This window comes from Bradyrhizobium sp. SUTN9-2 (genome assembly GCF_003122645.1).
Taxonomy (GTDB): Bacteria; Pseudomonadota; Alphaproteobacteria; order Rhizobiales; family Xanthobacteraceae; genus Bradyrhizobium; species Bradyrhizobium yuanmingense.
Window position 1 is genome coordinate 15,235 of sequence record NZ_LAXE01000001.1, and the last position, 18,891, is coordinate 34,125.

Here is an 18,891-nt window from a genome sequence, read left to right on the forward strand (position 1 = left end):
CCGTACTCGCGCTCCCACGTCGAAGTGTCAATCCGCACATCCGTCATGTTCGCTGATCAATGGCAGGCACGGCTTCGCGCTTTTCTTCGAACATATGCCAATGCCAGCGGGCCTAACACATCGAGATGAACGAAAGTCTCCGGATAGGCTATATCGTTTCGGTAGCTTCATTGCTCGAGAGCCGCTCAGGCCGATGTTCAGGGCCGTAAAAGGTCGTACGTCCGTCTGCCTTCGCCGCAGACGCGGCTGCTGCTCGACATGATGTCGCGGCGGCGTCAGTGCCGCTGCGAACGAAAACCGACAAATATCGGACAAAATCCTCCCCCTTCGCGTTTGATTTCGTCGCCGAGCCGCTGGCGGTCTTCCTCGGCCGTGGCTTCGCGGAGGTGATCTACTACGAGCAGACGCTGGCAATGCGGCTCGGATGACGGCCGCGTTTCTGTCCTAACACAAGAGTTCCGCTTCAGCGCTGCCGATCCACCTCTCGAGATTTTGCATCCGCTCGCCGAGGCGCTCCCAATTGATCCGCGCCAGCGGGGGTTCGGCAGGTTCATCGGGCGCAGAGATCGGCAGCGACGATGACGCAAGCCATCACGTCGTCGACGTTATGTCCCACCCTCGCACGAGCGCCGCTTCGACCGCTCGTCGGCCTTTCGTCCGAGGTCGGTTAGAACGGCCTCGACCTGGTCGACCAAGTCGTAGCTCGAAGGTGCGCCCGGCTCGCACCTCGGCTCGCATTTCAGTGCGCTGCCCGTGCGATGAGCGTGCTGCGGCCGACCGGAACGATGGTAATCGATGACCTGTGTCTCCCTAAGCGAGGTCCGAGTTAACCACGACGGTGACACAACTATTTTTTGCCTCATCATTCTCCGACGGCCGGAAAGCCGACGGTGATGCAGGTGGGGGCACGGGTCCGGGAAATCGGCGCAGCCAGCTACTAAGCGGCTGGCGTTCGACCACGGCAGCACGCTTGAGTTCGCCGCGATCTTCGCCGTGGCGCTGCGTCATAACCAGATCAGCCAGATTCCTTTGCACCACGCCTGACCAGCTCGAGCCGATGTACCGACAAGAAGCCGATAGCGCTATTGATGCGAGTCCTGTCGCCAAGGCTTCTATGCCGCGATGCAGCTCAGGATATTGGTGCGAACCCGCGTCGTCGGCGCCCTTCCTGCCGGCCAATCCTGCCTCAACTTGGCCGCGACACGGCCGCGGCACATTGCCGGAACAATGCTACATAAATATGCGACCGCTATATCAGCAACAACTTTCCGCCTGACCAAAGTGCAGAAGTGTTTGGACATCCATTTTTGGCGAAGATCGATCAATAGGTCGTGGCGATCACGCCACCCCAACGGTAGTTCACACGGACCAAGCCGTTATCGACGTCCTGACCGATACGGGCAGTCTCTGCAAAAGCGCCCACCGGAACACCCACGAGTCCGGGTGAAAAAAAGAAATCCACATCCCGACGACCCATGAACAGGTGGTCGTATTCAACTCCGATGGACCAGTTCGCAGCAAAGCCAAATTCAAGGCAGCCCCTACCGTGCCTCCCCAACGAGTTTCGCTGCCGTTGCCGATAGTGAGCCCGGTCGCAAAATCGGAGACCCGGTATTTGTCACGGACGACTGCAGCCCCACCTCTTACATAGAGCAGCACGTTATTCCAAGCATAGCCGACTTGGCCCGTGAACAGGCCGAATGCATCAAGCGTGGAGTCATCCCGGACGCCTGCGAAAGCAAGGTTCGCGTTGGAGCCCTTGAAATCGGCCCAATTGCCCTGCGTCTCCAGACCGAACACCGAGTTCGCTATTTGCCAGCGGTAACCGATGTGACCGCCCACCGTGCCTCCCGTCGCATTATGGCGCCCCATGCCAACAGGCGGAGCGACGACCACGCCGCCAGCGTTGACCACGTCCCAGCACTGCTGCGCAGAGCCACCACCGCCATTGATGCCGACGTAGAAGCCGCTCCAATCGTAGATCGGAATGACCGCCCGAGGCGCTTTGAAGTAAGGCAGTGAAGAAACGGAAGATCTGGGTGAGCAGCGCGCGCTGGCTGTCGGTGACGCGGTCCGAAGCCCAGTCGTTGAGGTCGGCGCCGAGCGGCACCTCCTCGCCCATCCAGTGGGTCTGCTGCTGGCGCTTCCAGAACTCGTAAGCCCAGGCATAGCGATCGACGTCATAGCTGCCGGTCGAGTCAAGAGGCCGACGCGTCCTTTGCCGATTAACGTGCGCGGATCGGCGCGCGACAGATCGATCACTGACATGTGAGGCGCTCCTCATAGTCGGTGCGCTGCCGCGCCGGCTGCTGCGTCGGCGTTGCATCCCCGGCAATCTTGCCGGCGAACGCCGCGCGCGAGATAGACTTTGATCGACAGTAGTAGAGGCTCTTCACCCCACGCTTCCACGCCGTCCAGTGCAGCATGTGGAGGTCCCACTTATCGACGTCGGCCGGCAGATAGAGGTTGATCGACTGGCTCTGGCAAATCAACGCGGCGCGGTCGGGCGGCAAGCTCGACGATCCAGCGCTGGTCGATCTCGAAAGCGGTGCGAAAGATCGCTTTCTCGTGCTCCGACAGGACGTCGAGATGGGCGACCGACCCGTCGTGCGCGATGATCGACTCCCCGGTCGCCGAGGTGTCGGCGCCTTTCGCGGCCAGCACCTTAGCGAGGTGCGGATTGCGCACCGAGATGGCGCCGGATAGCGTCTTGTGCGTGTTGATGTTGGCCGGGATCGGCTCAGTGCAGGCGCTGGTGCCGCCGCAGATGATGCTGATCGAGGCGGTCGGCGCGATTGCGATCTTGTGGCTGAAGCGCGCCATCACGCCGCGTTCCAGGGCATCCGGGCACGGGCCACGCTCGCGAGCGAGCGCCACGGATGCCGCATCGGCATCGCGACGAAGTTTTCGGAACATGTTCAGATGAATGACTTGGCCAGGGCACCCTCCATTGGAATGCCCTTGGCCTGGAGAAACGAGTGGAAGCCCATGACGCCGAGGCCAACGGAGCGCTCGCGCAGGGCGGCGTAGCGGGCACGCTTCATTTCGTCCGGCGCCACCATGATGATGAAGTGGTTGAGCACGTTGTCTAGGAAGCGCATGACGTCCTCGATGGCTCCTTATTCCACTGGTCCCAGGTCTCGAGGTTGAGCGACGACAGGCAGCACACCGCGGTGCGCTCCTCGCCGCGATGATCGATGCCGGTCGACAGGGTAATCTCGCTGCACAGGTTCGAGGTCGAGACCTTGAGGCCGAGCTCGCGCTGGTGCTTGGGGAGCGCACGGTTCACGGTGTCGATGAACAAGAGATAAGGCTCGCCGGTCTGCAGCCGGTTCTCAAGGATGCGTTGCCACAGCTGGCGGGCATCGATCTCGCGGACGACCTCGTTAGTCTTCGGACTGCGCAGAGCGAATGCGGTGCCGGCGCCCACGGCACGCATAAACTCGTCGGTGACGTTGACGCCGTGATGCAGGTTGAGGCTCTTGCGGTTGAAGTCACCAGACGCCTCGCGGATCTCGAGGAACTCCTCGATCTCGGGATGGTGGATATCGAGATAGACCGCCGCCGAGCCGCGCCGCAACGAGCCCTGGCTGATCGCCAGCGTGAGGCCGTCCGTGACGTGGATGAACGGGATGATGCCCGAGGTGACGCCGCCCCTCGCCTTCTCGCCGATTGAGCGAACATTACCCCAGTAGGTGCCGATGCCGCCGCCATTGGAAGCAAGCCAGACGTTCTCGTTCCAGGTGCCGACGATGCCTTCGAGCGAGACTGAGTTGAGGAAGCACGAGATCGGAAGGCCGAGCGGCGTGCCGCCGTTGGAGAGCACCGGTGTGGCCGGCATGAACCACAGCCGAGACATCGCATCATATAGGCGTTGGGCATGCGCAACATTGTCCGCGAAGGCGCAAGACACTCGGGCGAACATGTCCTGGAGGCCTTCGCCGGCGAGCAGATAGCGGTCGGTCAGCGTCAGCCTACCAAACGAGGTCAGCAGGTCGTCGCGCGACCGATCGAGCGAAAGGTCAGACGGAGTTGGCGATCGCGGGGGGGCCTCGGCAGGGGAGCCGGCAATGCTGGGGGCTGCACAAGACCTTTGCCTGCGCTGAGGGCTGCCGCACACTCGGCAGCTCAATGAGATGACCATACTGATCGAAATCGTAAGACGCCGACATCGGCAACCCCGTGATATTTGGGGGCTGGGACCGTGCGGACGACTTGCGAGGAGACCGGGCAAATGTCCCCGGCTGCAAGCGACCCACCCGGGCACATGCGTTCTGTCGCATTAGGTCTCCTGGCTCGCGGGTCGCTGCGGCTGTCGGCCTTCCCAGCGCTGTCGCGCTAATGCCTCGGAATAGCCGCGGCCGAGACAATGGGTTCCCCCCAACTCCGCGCCACCATATATGCGAACTTAAAACCAAGACGACACCACATATAGAAGGCCCTGCCTAGGCTCGTCAAGACGGCACAGTCAAGTAAACCAGTTGGAGCAGCCCCGAGGTCGAGGTTCGAAATTCGCCGAGCGCCTGTCCTGAGAGCCTCACTCAAAAAGCATAGACCTCTCAAGGCCAGCCAATCGGCGAGTTAGGAGCCTCAGTTGGGCGACGAGCAGCCAAGCGAGCTCGGTAGCGGCGGAACCTTCGAAGTCTTTGCACAGGTGCCGACATCTGCCGAGCCACGCAAAGGTGCGCTCGACGACCCAGCGCCTGCGATCGGCAAAGATGTGCTCAAGCCTTTGGAAGTGGCGTCGCAAATTCTCCAACAGGGGAACAGCAACCCTGGACATCCTGAATGTTGGCATCGATGGGTTCGCGGTCCGCGAATTGAGTTGGGCTGGATCGGGTTTCGGCGGCCATACGCGTCTCGCCATTCATCGCTTTCTGTGGCCCCTAGATGAAAATTGTCTGGAGCCCGACCGCAATCGATGCAGCCGCCCGTGGCAATGTCCCACGCTTAGTGGATTTGACCCCGCCAGCTCTCACATCAGACATGCCAACTTTGCCGAAGAGACGATTCGTATGCTTTTCGCAGGCCGGGCGAGCCGCCTCACGTGCTCAGTTGTCTGGGCCGCGAACATAAGCCGTCCTGACCGAACGCGGTCATGTCAGGTTATTGGCAATCAATCCTAACGGGATGAGGCGGAGCTATGCTTGAGTTTGGGTGACGAGCCGATCCGGCGGCGCGGCCTTGCTGGGTCGGAATGAAGCCGTTCGCAACATTGGCGTGAGCGGCGGCGAAGAACCGTGTTGTATCTCACCAACGACCTTGAAGCCGTGACGTTGGTAAAAGGGAATGTTTTCAGGGTTCGAGCTTTCGAGGTAGGCAACAATGCCGTTCTCATCGCATCGTTGAAGGGCGTATTTCATCAGCAACGTGCCAAGCCCTTTTCCGATCCAGTTCGGATCGACGGCAATGAGCGGCAGATACCAATGTGGCTCGTGGGGACGATGTTCGGCCATTCCCCGCCGCAAGTGTGCCATATCCTCGGTAATCTCCGGGCGCAGGGATAGCGCCATGATTGCATCCAATGCCTCCTCGTCTTGCTGCACGTTGGGAGGCAGCCACAGGGCCGCGCCACGAATCTCTCCCGCGACGTAGGCTGTGCCATGTGCAAATGCTCGGCCCCCACAGGCGTCAATGAACTGAGGCATGCTCCTAAGGTATTGCCTTGGGTCAGGCCAGCTCCAACGCATCAACGGATCCGCGGCAAAGCCGAGCACAATTGTCCAGACAGTGCTTGCACGAATGTTTGCGTTCGCAGATCTGATATCTGATTCTTCTGTCATGATGTCGTTTTCGGGGCTCTGTTTTGGCATTGGCCTTCCAAGGAGGAGCATGGCATCGACACATCTGACGGTGAGCGGAATGGATGCACCGACGGGGACCCGCCGGGTGCATTTGGTTTCCCTTCCGAGATCTCCGCCTGTCTCAGACGGCTGACTTTGACGGCCACTTCGGACGAAGGCTCCTTGGTAGGCAATGCTTGGATCTACATATTCCTGGCGGGCTTCTGCGCTTCCACGCCCTATCTGGAACCCGCCCCGCCCTTCCCAAAGGAAGCTCCGACGTTCTCAAGGTCGACACGGTTCGGGTGCAACCGTCCGCGAAGGGAATGACATGAGGACGCCTCTGAGATTGCAAGTGCGAAGAAGTCAGGGCATGGCGAACATCGGGCGATGGCTGCCTGAACCGGGCTCCGGCACAAGCAAACAGCTTGCCAGGTGTCGCGCGTCGAGGTCCAGACTAGGCAAGGAATCATCACCTCGTCTCGTATTGAGTGGTTCTCGTAAGTTTCTTGGTCAAAACACATGCTAAGTGCGAAACCTCCATTGCCAACGTCGTGTCCGCGGTCACCGGCAGAGAGAGCTTTCGTCTGCCAGAGTCATATGCGTAGTACAGCGGCTTTCCAATTATCGCATGTTGTCTGCGCTCCTTGATGTTCTTGTGTCCAACAGCTCTCGGCGCATCATCGCCGCGATTCTCGGATCAAGGCAACGCGACTGGATACCACGACGCTGCCGCCGTGGACCTACTGGACAACGCAACTTGGGATCGCGCGAGAGCTTTCGTGCCTTGATTGATCGTCAGACGTGTCGATCGCTCGCACAACGGCGTTAGCTCTATCGAGCGAAAACGTTGCTGTCGTGCCCTCGTCGAACTTGACGCCCAGATCAGTTGTATCCGCCGCGATCCTTGCCATAGTGGGAAAGACAGCAGGCTGACGTAGTTGCGTGAGTAACTCTCGTAAAAGAGGTTTTTGGCCACAAGCGTTGATGGCTTCGTAGGACTTGTTCCAACTCACTCCCTGATCGGAACGGTTTGGAAGATTTCTTGGCGCTGGTATGCTTGCCACACCGGGTCCGAGATCCACGTGGTGAGTCATGCTATTCATTCTGTCTTGGAAAACTGTAGTCGCCGGGGCAGCATATCAGGAGGCATTGTAGCGAAGACCTCCCCAGAATGGGTAGGGATCTATCCGCCCTTGATGCTGAGTTGGCCCGGGTTCAACCTTGAGCATAGTCTGTCGAACGCCATCCGGAACTGCCCCCTTTTCGTCATGAAGAACTGCCCCTTCGGCAACGCTGCGGTTCGACGTGATCAGCATGGCGCCGGTTTCGTAACGGCGACTGACCAGCCGGAAGAACAGATGCGCAGCGTCGGGTTCAGGGGCAGGTAGTCGAGTTCGTCGACGATTAGTAGCTTTGGCTTCGACAGCGCGAGCAGTTTCTTGTCCAGATGCTGCTCGCCGTGCGCCTTGGCGAGGCCCGCGACCAGCGTCGTTGCCGTGGTGAACTGCACCGTGTACCCGTCCAGGATCGCCTCTCGCCCGAGAGCAATCGGCAGGTGCGTCTTGCCGACGCCTGGCGGACCAGCGTCATAATGCCGGGTGTCTGGGATCTGAGGTGGAGATCCTTTACGCGTTCCATCCGCGATGCGGAGCGTCAGTCGTCATTGTCTCCTGCAAGCGGCTTGGGGGTGAGACGCATTTTGTGATCAGACAACCTGATGCCACCTTAACGCTGCTGCCGGCATGGATGGCGGTTCCCGCCGCCGCTTCCTTCCATCTCAAAGCTGATCCGCAGCTTCCGGTGGATCGTCTACTGGAGCGCGTCTTCTTGTCGAGGCGCTCTTAGTCTCCTCTTCCAGGGAATCGTCCCATTCGCGAGGAGGCCGTCATGGCGGACGCATCACGTCGTCAGGGGGATCTGTTCGAGAGCCCTCCGACATAGAGCAGCATTCCAATCGAAGCCCAACAGCAAATGCTGGGAGGAGCTTCTGACCGAAGCGCTCACCGACAGCGCAGTCGAGGCACACGACGTGAACCGGGAGGACGGCGGTGAGCAATATCACACCTGAGCACCTTGCTCGCCAGGCCGTCGTCTACGTTCGCCAGTCGACGGCAGACCAGGTCATCAACAACCGCGAGAGCGAGCGCCGCTAGTACGGCTTGGCCGACCTTGCCCGGCAGCTGGGCTAGAGCGAGGTGGCCGTAATCGACGACGAACTCGGTCGCTCTGGTGGCGGCACCGCGCGTCCCGGATTCGAGAGGCTGGTCGCCGCCATTTGCGAAGGGCAAGTTGGCGCTGTGGTCTCGATTGAGGCCTCTCGGCTGGCCCGCAACGGTAGGGATTGGCACACGCTCCTGGAGTTCTGCGGGCTCGTTGGAACACTGATCGTCGGTGAGGATGGCGTCGACGATCCTCGCTATCCCAACGATCGCCTTCTGCTCGGCATGAAGGGCACGATGAGCGAGATGGAGCTATCTATCTTTCGGCAACGCTCGCTTGAAGCCTTGAAGCAGAAGGCACGCAGGGGTGAGCTCTTCCTCAACGTCGCCATCGGCTACCTCAAGGTCTCCAACGATCGGATCAACAAGGACCCTGATCGGCGCATTCAGGAGGCGCTCGCACTCGTGTTCACCAAGTTTGCCGAGATGCAGACACTGCGCCAGATCCACCTCTGCTTACGGCAGGAGCGAATCACTTTGCCCGGGGGTCGGCCATGGCCCCGAGGGGCGCCACGTCGAATGGAAGTTACCCGTGTACAATACGATCTACCACATCCTGACCAATCCCGCCTATGCTGGCGCCTATGTCTTCGGGCGCTCGGGCAGTCGAGTGACGATCGAGGCCGGCCGCAAGAGGATCGTGCGGGGCTTCCGGCGCGAGCGCAACGACTGGGAGGTTTTGATCAAGGACCACCATGAGGGCTACATTACGTGGGCGGAGTTCGAGAAGAATCAGGGCCTGATCACCGACAACGCCAACGGAAAAAGCTTCATGAGTCGAGGCTCGGTTCGCAGCGGCGAAGGCCTGCTCGCGGGTTCTTCGTTGCGGCCACTGCGGCAGCAAACTTCACGTTACCTACAGCGGTACGCACAGTACTGTCGGGCGGTATCATTGCCGCGGTAGCCAGATCAACCATGGTGGAGACCCGTGCATCTCATTAGGCGGTCTGCGCGCGGATCGCGCGATCAGCGCGGGGGTCATCGCGCGGCTGCAGCCGCTGGGTATACGGGCGGCGCTGGCGACCATGGAAGCGCGCGGCCGTGAACACGCCGACAAGCTGCGTCAGCTCGAGTTGACTCTGGAGCAGGCACGCTACGAGGCAACTCGCGCTCGTCGGCGATACGAGGCTGTCGAGCCGGACAATCGCCTTGTTGCCGGCGAGCTGGAGCGGCGCTGGAACGAACGCCTGGTCACTGTCCGCGAGCTTGAGGGCGAGCGCGACACGTTGTTGGCTACGCCGGAGATGACGTTGAGCGACATCGATCGCGATCGGTTACTTGCGCCTGGTTCCGAACTCAAGAGAGCTTGGGAAAGTCCGGGTGCAACAGCTGCGACGCGCAACAGGATCATCCGAAGCTTGATCAATGAGATCGTTGTGCGCATCCGCGACGAGGTGCTGGACTTGATTGTCCACTGGCATGGCGGCGATTACACGGCATTGCAGGTGAGGAGGAACCGCACCGGCGAGCACCGCGGCGGATGTGGTCGATCTCGTTCGTGTCCTCGCGCGTCAGATGCCCGACAGCACCATCGCCGCGGTTCTCAACCGCGTCAGTAGGTCGACAGGGCGTGGCAACAGTTGGGCCCGCGTCCGCGTTCGCAGTCTGCGCAACCAACACGCCATCGCGGCCTACCGAGAGGACGAGCGCGCCCAGCTGCGTTGAAAGTCAGTCCTTCGACGGTTCGCCGTCTGATCGAAGAACAGAGCTTGGCTGCGCAGCAGCTGTGCAAAGGCGCACCGTGGATGGTCAAAGCGGTTGATCTGGAACATCATCAAGTCAAGGGCGCGGCGGTTCCGGCGGCCATCGTCTGGCGATCCGGGTCAAAAAGAACTTCAACTCCAAGGGGGTAGCGAGATGGGCAGCATGAACCTGACTCGAGCGCGCCGAGCAGCAGCACGTTCTCGCCGTTGGCGATCCAACGTGACGCGGCCAGGTCGCGGATCTGCTTCGGTCGATCGACGGCTGCGCCTATGATCCTTGCGCACGACCTCGCGCTCGCACAGTAGGATCAGCGTCTCATGCGCCGACAGGTTCACGCGCGCCGTCTCGTCGGGCAGGTTGTCGAGCTGGTCGCGGATGCCGGAGAGCTGCGAGCGCGCCAGCATGTCCCCCAGCCAATCGATTGGTGCTTCGGTGACCTTCTTTGTACGCACCATCAGAAGCTCCCTCCGATCGTAGCTTCGTATTCGGCAAGAGGACGTAACAACGAGCGCAGTGGTGAAGGCGCCGGCACTGTCGGTGTCGCGGTTGCTGGTTGGCAGACCGCGCCATCGCGACAGGCAACCCCGTCGAGGTGGGCGAACTCGACGATCCGCAGCCGGCGATCCTCCGATTGCCTGTGACCGCAACCTCGCGCATGCCATGGTGGATGCGCACCTCGCCAGCCGCGACCGTCACCGCCACGCGCTCGCTGATCAGCCGCCAGGGTACCGTAGTTGGTCGTGTCGATCTCGACAGCACAATCGTTGCCGACGACGCGGGCCAGTTCGCGCGGCGATCCGAGCGACGCCGAGCGGCTTCGACCGGTGTACCTCGTCACACGCAAAGCGAGTGATCGGCGCCACGCCCGTCGTGCCGTGGATACGTACGTTCGCCACCCCGCCCTCCCACTCGGCGAGATGCGTCTCGAATGCCTCCCAGCTCGCGAAGGAATGCTCCGCGATCACGTTCTTCTTCACGTAGTGGACGCCATTCTCCGTCTTGCCCTTTGTGCGCGCCCGATACGGTGCGCAGGCGCGAGGACGGAAGCCCCAATGCTTCGCGAACGTGATGAGCTTGTCGTTAAACTGAACCGACCGGCTCACCTGTCGTGGCGCACCACGAGCGCGCGTGGATTGTCCTTCAGCACTTCCTCCGGCAAGGTCGTGAATGCGCTCTCGAGCCCAGCGAACCAGTGCTCTTGCTTTTCGGCGCGGGTCGCCACGAACACAAATGCTTTGACCTTCGCCCCGCCGATATCGACCAGACGCTCGCCGAAGTCGATCTGTAGCTGCCGCCCCGGGGGCGTCTCGAACCGGGTCGTCGCCAGAGCTTCGGCCCTCAGTGCCTGGCGGTAGGGCTGCACGGCGCGTCGCAGCGTTCGCCGGCTGACCGCCAAGCCGTTTTCGGCCAACAGGTCGTGACGGACCGCATCCGCATTGCCGCGATGTCGAATGAACCTCTCGCGCAGCCAGCCTTCAAGGCCATGACCCGCTTCGCCCGCTCAGGCGACTTGAAGGCTTCACCCACCCGCGCCACGTAGTCCTTCACCGTCTGCAGCCCAGCTGGCGCGCAATCCGCTTCAGACCTCACCCACACACCCTCAGGTGCAACATCTCCGTCACGTCATCCGGCGTATTCATCACCTGCCCCTGTGAATTACTCCACGACAAGCCTTCGATTCGTTCCTCGTTCATTCGCTCTCTCCTCGGCTATCCCAGGAGGGGGCAATTCCTCGTGACGTCGAGGGGGCAGTTTTCGATGGCGCGCGCGACAGCGAGCCGACTTTGTTTTATCAGTCTGGCTCTGCCCTTTGGCAGAGCTAGAAAGCCAAACAAGCTCGGCCGAAGCTGTCTTGATGGGAGAACTCCAGCCATCTTGGGACGTCAAACACCACGCGCCATGTTCGATGCGGAGCGCGTTTTCGTACGATCGCCGTCGCTACTGTCGATCAGGTTGGCAGCAGCCATGTGCACTCCACGACAACATACTCCGGAATGCTGTCCAGCGAGGACTTGCCGACGGCCCGAATTTGACGCGTCTGAATGCCAACGGGCGATCGAAGCGATTACCCCTTCTGGGAGTAAAGAGTCGGAATTCGGTGGAGGAGCTGGCCCGGACCTCAACGACGAAAAATCAATGGGGCCGCGAGACGATGCAGTCCCGCGGCCTCGCCACCGGAATTTAGTGAAAAGACAGTTTAAGTATAAAATCCCTCAGCCGGTGTTCTTTCAAGTAGAACACCGTGTTCCAACACTTGCCAATCCGGACAGCTACGGGGAAACGCGTGCAACCGCAGACCAATGCGGCCGCGAGATCGATGAAGAAGCCGGTAAAATTGACGGTTTGCCTGTCCTATTCGCCTGTCATAACGGGCGCCAAGCGTCGAAAGAGTGTATCAGCGAGCAGAGCTGTTTGTAGTCGTCGGCGTCGTGCGTAATGGTGATCCTGCGGGTGCCGTTTGACCGTATCATTGCTGTTGCGCTGATTTCCGCGAGGTTCGTGCATAACTGCCGGTTGCCGAGGCCCTCTTCAGCGTCATACGGCTTCCGTTCGCTTAAACCATTTCCTCGGTCAGCCAATGTAGTAGCCGCGCATGCGAAGCTCTGCCTCTCATCTATTGATGTGTTTCGCAGCCGGAACACACTACCGACACGATTGATTATTGCCTCACGCATCTCACGCGCATCGCGTGACGGAGACTTCGCGACGACCGACCTAGTGCTGACGCCAGAGGCCGCCACGCCAGCGGCCGGATCAGTCCCTACTCGCGGCTCGTTGCTGGGAAGTCCGCCCTTCAGATGGGGGTGTCGTAGGTGATGGGATAACGTTCTGGAAACGGCCCTCCTGCGTAGTCAATCTCCGCGGCGGGACGCACGCCCCGGATTTGCAGGATGCGGCGAACGATTTCCGGAACTTGGATGCGGCTGATCTGGTCGCCGAGGCAGGTGTGCATCCCGTAGCCCAGATGCATGTAGACCGACTCCGGCCGGTCGATCGCGAAGCTGGACGGCGCCGGCAGTTGCAAGCCATCGCGCATCGCCGACCGGGTCGAGATCAGCACCGTGCTGCCGGCCTTGATTGTCGTCGCGCGCAGCGAGCCCTTGGCTATCCGGTAATCGGTCCGGCAGTGGCGCACCACGAACGGATTGATCGGGTTGAAGCGCAGCGCTTCCCAGCAATAGCGATACATCAGATGGTCATTGTTGCTGCTGGCGACGTCGATGGCCTCCTTCAGGATCCTCGGGCGCTTGAACAACTCGTCGAGCAGCTGCACGATGGCCGCCGATGTGGTCTCAATCCCGCCGACCAGTGTGCCCATCATATTGGTAATAATGCGTTCATCGGCGAAGCCGATCGAATCGTCAAAATGGCTATTCAGCAGGCGGCTGAACACGTCCTCGAGCGGCGCCCCATTTTTCAGCTGCTCGCGCCGCTGCGGGAGCAGTTGTGTCAGATAGGCGCGCATCTCCTGCCCAGCGTCAATGTTGTCCTGGTGCACCTTCGGATCTTTGTCCAGGTTGTGAAACATGTCATATTGCGTCGCGCGCGACCAGCGGAACATCGAGGCCAGATCGGGGCCGGGAAAGCCGAAATATTCTCGGGTCAGCTGAATGGGCACCAGGCGCGACAACGTGCTGACCACGTCGATCTGGTTCTGGGTATAGATCTGCTTTTCGACAGACGCATTGGCGAGGCTGCGCACCTTCTGGCGAATTGCCGGCAGATCCTCCATGCGCATGAAGGCGCGCATGATACCCTTGTCGCGCTGGTTTATTTCGGTGCAGTCGCGGCCGAGCATGAAGGGGCCGACCGAAGGGTCCATCATTGGCGCATAGGTGACGTTGAAGATGTCGGGGCGGCTCAGCGCTTCCTGCACGTCGGGGAAGCGGGTGATGAACACCGGCCCCGCGGCGCCCAACGCCAGGTTGGGCCTGACGCGCCGGATGAATGCGAACAATGCATCCGGATGTTTGGCGATCATCCATTTCAGGAACTTCGCCGCCGGCCCCTGTTTCTGTTCCGCCATTGCTGCCGCACCCTAACTCCGAAAAGCTTCGCCTGGTCGGTCGATCCGGGCTTCCGTCCACCTTTCCCCCTGCGGGAGCGAGATGGTCTTCGCTATTGCTCCAGTTGGAGCTGACCCAATCAATTTCAGATCGACTTGAGGAACTCGATGATTGCGTTGCGCTCCTCCGGAGACAGCGCAGGGCCAATGACGCCCTCATGCTTCTCGTTCGAGAATTCGTGGCCGGTATTGCGATTGGCGGGCCTCGACGTATCGATGATGAAGTAGCCCTTGCTGTCGTAGGTCCTGCCTTCAGGAGCGACCGTCCGTGTCACGATACCGACGCGGACAGGATCGAAGTTGGGCTCACCGAGCAGGAAGACTTGTGGGCGCTCCGCAACCGGGCTGAGCAGATCGTAGATCGTCGGCACCGAGCCGTTGTGCAGGAACGGCGCAGTCGCCCATACGCCGTTCAGCGGACGCGCCTTATAGCCGAAACCTGCCGCGAGACAGTTCGGCCGATCGCCTTCGATCTCCGCTTGGACCGTCCCGGTCGACCGAAGCCATTCGTCGATGCCGGATTGGACCACGGCGCCGAGCGCAAGCGCGTAGAGTTGCATCGCATGGTCCGAGAGGTGGATCGTATCCAGCGTGTTGTCAGCCTTCCGTTGGCAGACATCGATGTCGAGGCCGAGTCCTGGGCTGCTCTGGCCCGCCCTGGCCAGTTCGCTGCCGGCGGTGTCCACGGTGCGATTGCGCAGCACGTCGCCCTGGGCCGGATCGGTGCCGATATGGCTTTGCTTGATGATCTTGACGTTGAGTACGGATTCCCTCGTCTGCTTCTCCTGCCCATCGCGACCGCGCCAGCGGATAGGGCCGAAGTTCTTCCAGAACTCCGCGTCCGGGGCCCTGCCGTGCACGATGTCCGGCGTCAGCGCTGGAAGATGGCAGCCGCTGCAATGTTTGTCGTAGAGTTGGGCTCCCACGGCGGCCTTGGCTTTGTCGATCGCAGGAAAGCTGTCGGGCCAGGCCGGCGCATTCAGTCCGGTGAAGGCTTTCGCCACCAGCGGCTGGTCCTTTCCAGCGAGCTGTTGTTCGATCCAGTGCAGATTATCGAAGGGGATGCTGCTGGCAAAACGTCCCCCCTTGGGCGGGGCGGTGAGGTTGAGCTCCGCCGAAACCCCCATCGCCTCGCCGGCATTGCGCACCAATGGCTGCATAATCGAGCCGTCGTACTGCACCCAATCGAACCATGACGATGTCCAGATGTGCGGGTAGCTGACAGGGGCGTTGAGGTTGACGTAGTTGCCGTAGCGCTTGGGGTCGAGTGCGAACACCTGGTTGCCGATGCGATTGAGCGCATCGAGGCGGGTAAACCCTTCCGTGACGTCGATCCCAGCGGGCTGATCGATCAGAGCACCAAGTATTCCATCGAGCTCCTTGGACAGTTGGACGCGTGTAAGATCGCTGTACTCGGTTCCTAAAACGCGCTTCGCGAACCGCCCGAAGCGACCGTCGAAGAAGGGTAGCTTTGCCGACAAAGCGGTCTGTGCGAGCGCAGCGCGGAGCGCATTTGTCAATTGACCGAGATCGGTCACGGCGGGGCCGCCTTCAATGACATAGCGCTTCTCTTTGAAGATCAGTTGGCCGGTATGGCACGCGGCACAGGTCAATCCAACGGCAGTCTCCTTACGCGAAAGTCCGCGGATCGACTGAAACGGCGAATATGCAAAGCCGATCGGCAAACCGTACTCATTGTTCTCGCTTTCGGCAGACTCTATGAATCCAAACCGCAGTAAATAGCGGTTGTCAGAAAACCGTTCTCGTTTGAAAAAGGGGATAGCGAAAGGCGAGTTCAGCGGCGCTTCCAGGGCGAGAAACCATGACAGCGGGATCGGTAAGGTCTGCGTGCCCTGGGCTTTATGATGGAATCGATCGGCGTCTTCGGCGTTCCAGCCCTGATCGAGCGAAACCTGCTCGCTCGCGGAAACCGGTTCAGGGAGAGCAGGCGGCGTCAGAGCTTCGATTGTCGCGCCAAGCTGGGAGCTGGTCATGACTGCGATCAAAGCAATGACCACGACGATCGCCAGAAGAACAAGAAAGCGTCGCCACCAAAGGCGCCGAATTGCGCTGGGAACTGTCGACATGGCTCCCCCGTGTCAGCGAACGGCCACCAGCAGAGAGCCGTGCAAACAGTAATACTACAACTACATGATCTTGTAGGCTTACCCCTGCTGTTGACGTCCTTGAGACGCGATCACTATTCTTTCTGACGTCACAATCGGTGGTCTGTGGAATGGGCGAACTTGACCGCATAACAAGAACATCTAGAGCGTTCGGACGAGCTCTTGTTCGAGCCGCCATCCCATCCTCGCGATCGAATTTGCAGTGACGTTGGGTCCGCTGTGGGAGATCGGGGGCTGTAATCCGCGGGAACGCGAGCGAACGGAATCGGCCGGGCGCCTGAGGGCAATAGGCTCGCACTCGGAGATCAGGACTCCGTAGGGCGCAATGACCATGAGCATACATCCGGCCACGCCGATCACGATGATGCAGACGGCGAATTCGAGTCAAGCAACGCGGCTACCATTTAACGGCTTCGTTTGGCAAGCACGATGACGGCGCGGCTGACCTGAATTAGCAGCATCGGCGTCAAGCTGTAGCCCGCGACAATGCTACACATCGTGAGCGTCGGTGGCAGACGTGGAAGACGTCGGTCATCGGCAGCCAGTAGAGAGGGACTGCGAGCAGAGGGCCGTACAGGCCGAGCGCAGCCAGACCCATGGATTGCGCGTGAACTCGTTGACAACGGTACCGGAGCGGCTGCTGCGCATGGCGACGACGCGCCAGAGTTGTGCGAATGCGACGGCGAGGAATGTGGTGGTGACTATGGCCTCGCCCGTCCAGCCGGGCCGAAACCGCCAGTGTCCCCGCGGTTCTCACGCTTGCGAAGGAAGGCCTCATATCCCTCCGGGTCACCCTCCTTCACGCGGTTCAGCGCGCGCTTAGCTTCCAGATCGGCGGACTTGCTATGACGCTGTTTGATCTTTTTACTTTTGCTTCCATCTCTGCGAGCTGTCCCGTTGCTGTTGGTACACTCTCGGGTATTGTCTCGAGCTTCGCGCTTGGTCGCGTCTCATCGAGGCCTTCGACGCACCAATTGGGATGACGAGATGCTGCGGCTCGAATTGAACGACCTTCTCGAAGGTGGGTTTGAGCCCCGCTCGACGATCTGCACGAGGCCGTCCAGGCGCTGCTCGACCATCCGCGGCGCGGCCCCGGCGGCCTGCTGCCCGCAGGGCTGATCCAAGCGACCAAGTTTGCATCGTCGCCGTTGAAATGGTTGAAGTCGAGTCGACGTCAGCATTGTTACCTCCGGAGACGTCAGCGTCGCGGCACCGGAAGCTCTGGCAGTATTCCGAAAACGACACGATCCCCGGCACCGACGACACCTAGCAAGGAATCGACTGCATGGCCCATCCTTCCGCGCAAACGCTCGGGTACTCACGCTAGTAGCCGTGTGCGAGCAGTAACGCCGTCGTGTTCTAGCTGCTGTTGTTAGTTGGTAAACTCACCGCCGTTTGTCGTGCTGGTGATTGCAACGCCGTTTATGCATGTTGTCAACAGCCGCGAACGTAAGCGGATCAACTTTCCGGACACGATGCAACCGCGGGCATAAATGCACGTTCGTCTGCCTATTTTATAAGGCAGGCCGATCGTCGCAGCCAAAAACTTTTCCGAACATCGAATAGCGGCGAACAAGCGTAAACATCGACACGCACTGCTTTGGCGACAATCAAAACGACCATCGACTCGTGCTCGTGACGATGACGAACGATGGTCAATCAAGCCACATCGGCATGGGATACTGAGGACGTGTCGCTTCTGCAATGCATGTGGAGCGCGGGCCACTAGGTGTCTGCGAGGGGTGGCGATGCGTATCTCGCAACGCTATCATCGGCAAGGTCAAGCGCATGAGAGCTCGCCGAGGCCAAGCAACGCAACAGGGACAAACGACGGCAAAGTCAGCAGCAGTCGCTATCGACTTTGATCCGGCGCTCGTGCAGGAGATGCTCGCCAAAAGATCGATGGCTATCACGCCTATCTCGCATCCGAACGCGGTTCGTCGATGGTGCCGTGTCGCAACATCCGCGAGTCGATCAGCAACGTCTACAAGGAAGCGAAAGCGCGAAGCTCATCGGCAACCCAACCATCGGCCGTCGCCCTGCGCGAGGGCAAGCGCCTCGAACAGCCGCGGCAGCCGCTGACAGAGCACGGAGCGGTTGTCGCGGCAGGCCTTGTGGCCCAAGGCGCAAGCAATCCAGCTCTTGCCGACGCCGGTCGGGCCGATGATGAGCAGGTTCTGATGCCGGTCGATCCACTCGACGGCGACGAGCTTTTGGAACAGCGGCTTGTCGAGCCCGCGCGACGCCTTCATGTCGATAGTCGATCCAGTCCCAATTGATCTTGCCGGCGTGCTGAACCAGCTCGTGCTCCATGTTGATGATCTGCTCGAGCATGGCCCGGAACAGATCACCTTCCTCCGTCGCCTTCGGCTTCTTCGGTCGCATCGGCTCCTTCCGACACGAGCGCCGAATCATGCCGTGCGATTCGAGGGAATCTCAAACTGCAAATTGCAGGTTCCGAGCTACCGCACTGTCAAAGCCTGCAATCACACAAAGTCGCCGCAGCCGGAAAAAAAGCGCCTCCAGATCAGCCCCTTACCTGTTCTTCACGGACGACTAAGGAGGCACGGATGAATCGATCCATGAGTCAAAAACCAGACGCACGCTTTACCGAGAAGCAGGGCCATTATCTGGCGTTCATCTATACTATTCGCACATGTTCGGACGGCCACCCGCCGAATCCTGCATCCCCAGAAGCATCGAAATCCTCGCGCCGCCAGAAAACTTGCCGATCCTAAGCTGGCCGGTATCAAACCATCAAAATCACTGTGACGAGCCACTAGCTAGTTTCGCCCTCACCTCGTGGTTAATCGGATGCGTGTGGCGAGAATAACATCAAGCCGAAAGAACACCGAATTCCAGAGTACGCCTAAAGGTTGCCTGGAAGATCGGCGCGAACGTTTGATCCGCGCCTTGGCGAGTCCGAGCCGTCACGGCGCAGGACAGCGCTTCTCTATCCGAGCGAACGGTCGCCCGCAGCGTCCGCGCCA

At 60.4% G+C, this 18,891-nt stretch carries 13 protein-coding genes and 8 pseudogenes; 5 read left to right on the top strand and 16 right to left on the bottom strand.

The annotated features are described in order from the left end of the window. The first annotated feature begins 278 nt into the window (after positions 1-278). A complete protein-coding gene (locus tag XF30_RS37955; RefSeq protein ID WP_158284318.1) occupies positions 279-428 on the top strand; it encodes a hypothetical protein in 150 nt (49 codons plus the stop codon). Positions 429-1,321: 893 nt separating this feature from the next. On the opposite strand, the pseudogene XF30_RS00070 reads toward XF30_RS37955, so the two are convergent. The 10 genes and pseudogenes from XF30_RS00070 to XF30_RS00100 all read right to left on the bottom strand — a co-directional run. Further along, positions 1,322-2,019 (bottom strand): annotated as a pseudogene (locus XF30_RS00070) (outer membrane protein). Between the two features lie 52 nt (positions 2,020-2,071). After that, a pseudogene (locus tag XF30_RS39895) lies at positions 2,072-2,326 on the bottom strand (hypothetical protein); the annotation flags it as partial. Next, positions 2,259-2,513: a ribonucleotide reductase barrel domain-containing protein gene (locus XF30_RS39900; RefSeq protein WP_346656856.1), complete on the bottom strand. Its 255-nt coding sequence runs from the start codon at positions 2,511-2,513 to the stop codon at positions 2,259-2,261. The gene XF30_RS39900 and the pseudogene XF30_RS39895, both read right to left, overlap by 68 nt. Then, positions 2,440-2,916 (bottom strand): ribonucleotide reductase barrel domain-containing protein, encoded by a 477-nt coding sequence (locus XF30_RS38945; protein WP_276519413.1) that lies wholly within the window; start codon positions 2,914-2,916, stop codon positions 2,440-2,442. Before XF30_RS38945 ends, XF30_RS39900 begins: the two co-directional genes overlap by 74 nt. A gap of 2 nt (positions 2,917-2,918) precedes the next feature. After that, positions 2,919-3,101, bottom strand: a complete 183-nt coding sequence (locus XF30_RS39725; protein WP_276519412.1) for a ribonucleotide reductase barrel domain-containing protein — start codon at positions 3,099-3,101, stop codon at positions 2,919-2,921. After that, positions 3,089-3,841: a ribonucleotide reductase barrel domain-containing protein gene (locus XF30_RS39730; protein WP_276519415.1), complete on the bottom strand. Its 753-nt coding sequence runs from the start codon at positions 3,839-3,841 to the stop codon at positions 3,089-3,091. The genes XF30_RS39725 and XF30_RS39730 overlap by 13 nt, the downstream gene beginning before the upstream one ends. Positions 3,842-3,856: 15 nt before the next feature. Then, positions 3,857-4,144, bottom strand: a pseudogene (locus tag XF30_RS39735) (ribonucleotide reductase N-terminal alpha domain-containing protein); the annotation flags it as partial. Positions 4,145-4,537: 393 nt separating this feature from the next. After that, positions 4,538-4,705, bottom strand: a pseudogene (locus XF30_RS39905) (transposase); the annotation flags it as partial. Positions 4,706-5,141: 436 nt separating this feature from the next. Further along, on the bottom strand, positions 5,142-5,783 hold the full coding sequence (locus XF30_RS00090; RefSeq protein WP_192893372.1) for a GNAT family N-acetyltransferase: 642 nt from the start codon (positions 5,781-5,783) through the stop codon (positions 5,142-5,144). A 1,268-nt stretch (positions 5,784-7,051) separates the two neighbouring features. Further along, positions 7,052-7,368 (bottom strand): annotated as a pseudogene (locus tag XF30_RS00100) (ATP-binding protein); the annotation flags it as partial. 32 nt (positions 7,369-7,400) lie between these two features. Between XF30_RS00100 and XF30_RS40000 the strand changes: the two are divergent. From XF30_RS40000 to XF30_RS38965, 4 genes and pseudogenes are all read left to right on the top strand, one after another. Further along, positions 7,401-7,631 (top strand): DUF5372 family protein, encoded by a 231-nt coding sequence (locus XF30_RS40000; protein WP_502696067.1) that lies wholly within the window; start codon positions 7,401-7,403, stop codon positions 7,629-7,631. A 350-nt stretch (positions 7,632-7,981) separates the two neighbouring features. Continuing rightward, positions 7,982-8,257, top strand: a pseudogene (locus XF30_RS38955) (recombinase family protein); the annotation flags it as partial. A gap of 280 nt (positions 8,258-8,537) precedes the next feature. Further along, a complete protein-coding gene (locus tag XF30_RS40005) occupies positions 8,538-8,909 on the top strand; it encodes a recombinase family protein (RefSeq protein WP_225130553.1) in 372 nt (123 codons plus the stop codon). Positions 8,910-9,030: 121 nt separating this feature from the next. Continuing rightward, positions 9,031-9,564 (top strand): transposase, encoded by a 534-nt coding sequence (locus XF30_RS38965; RefSeq protein ID WP_225130554.1) that lies wholly within the window; start codon positions 9,031-9,033, stop codon positions 9,562-9,564. 276 nt (positions 9,565-9,840) lie between these two features. Here XF30_RS38965 and XF30_RS00120 read toward each other — a convergent pair whose 3' ends face one another. The 6 genes and pseudogenes from XF30_RS00120 to XF30_RS00155 all read right to left on the bottom strand — a co-directional run. Further along, positions 9,841-10,164, bottom strand: a complete 324-nt coding sequence (locus tag XF30_RS00120) for an ATP-binding protein (RefSeq protein ID WP_225130555.1) — start codon at positions 10,162-10,164, stop codon at positions 9,841-9,843. Further along, a pseudogene (locus XF30_RS40010) lies at positions 10,164-10,791 on the bottom strand (Mu transposase domain-containing protein); the annotation flags it as partial. The pseudogene XF30_RS40010 and the gene XF30_RS00120, both read right to left, overlap by 1 nt. Positions 10,792-10,808: 17 nt before the next feature. Beyond that, positions 10,809-11,120, bottom strand: coding sequence for a hypothetical protein (locus XF30_RS00130; protein ID WP_109141577.1), 312 nt, complete (start codon positions 11,118-11,120; stop codon positions 10,809-10,811). 1,383 nt (positions 11,121-12,503) lie between these two features. Further along, positions 12,504-13,736 carry a cytochrome P450 gene (locus XF30_RS00140; protein WP_109141578.1) on the bottom strand — a complete coding sequence of 411 codons (1,233 nt, stop codon included), beginning with the start codon at positions 13,734-13,736 and terminating at the stop codon, positions 12,504-12,506. 125 nt (positions 13,737-13,861) lie between these two features. After that, positions 13,862-15,862 (bottom strand): c-type cytochrome, encoded by a 2,001-nt coding sequence (locus tag XF30_RS00145; protein ID WP_109141579.1) that lies wholly within the window; start codon positions 15,860-15,862, stop codon positions 13,862-13,864. Between the two features lie 2,063 nt (positions 15,863-17,925). Further along, a pseudogene (locus XF30_RS00155) lies at positions 17,926-18,150 on the bottom strand (ATP-binding protein); the annotation flags it as partial. Positions 18,151-18,891 lie beyond the last annotated feature (741 nt).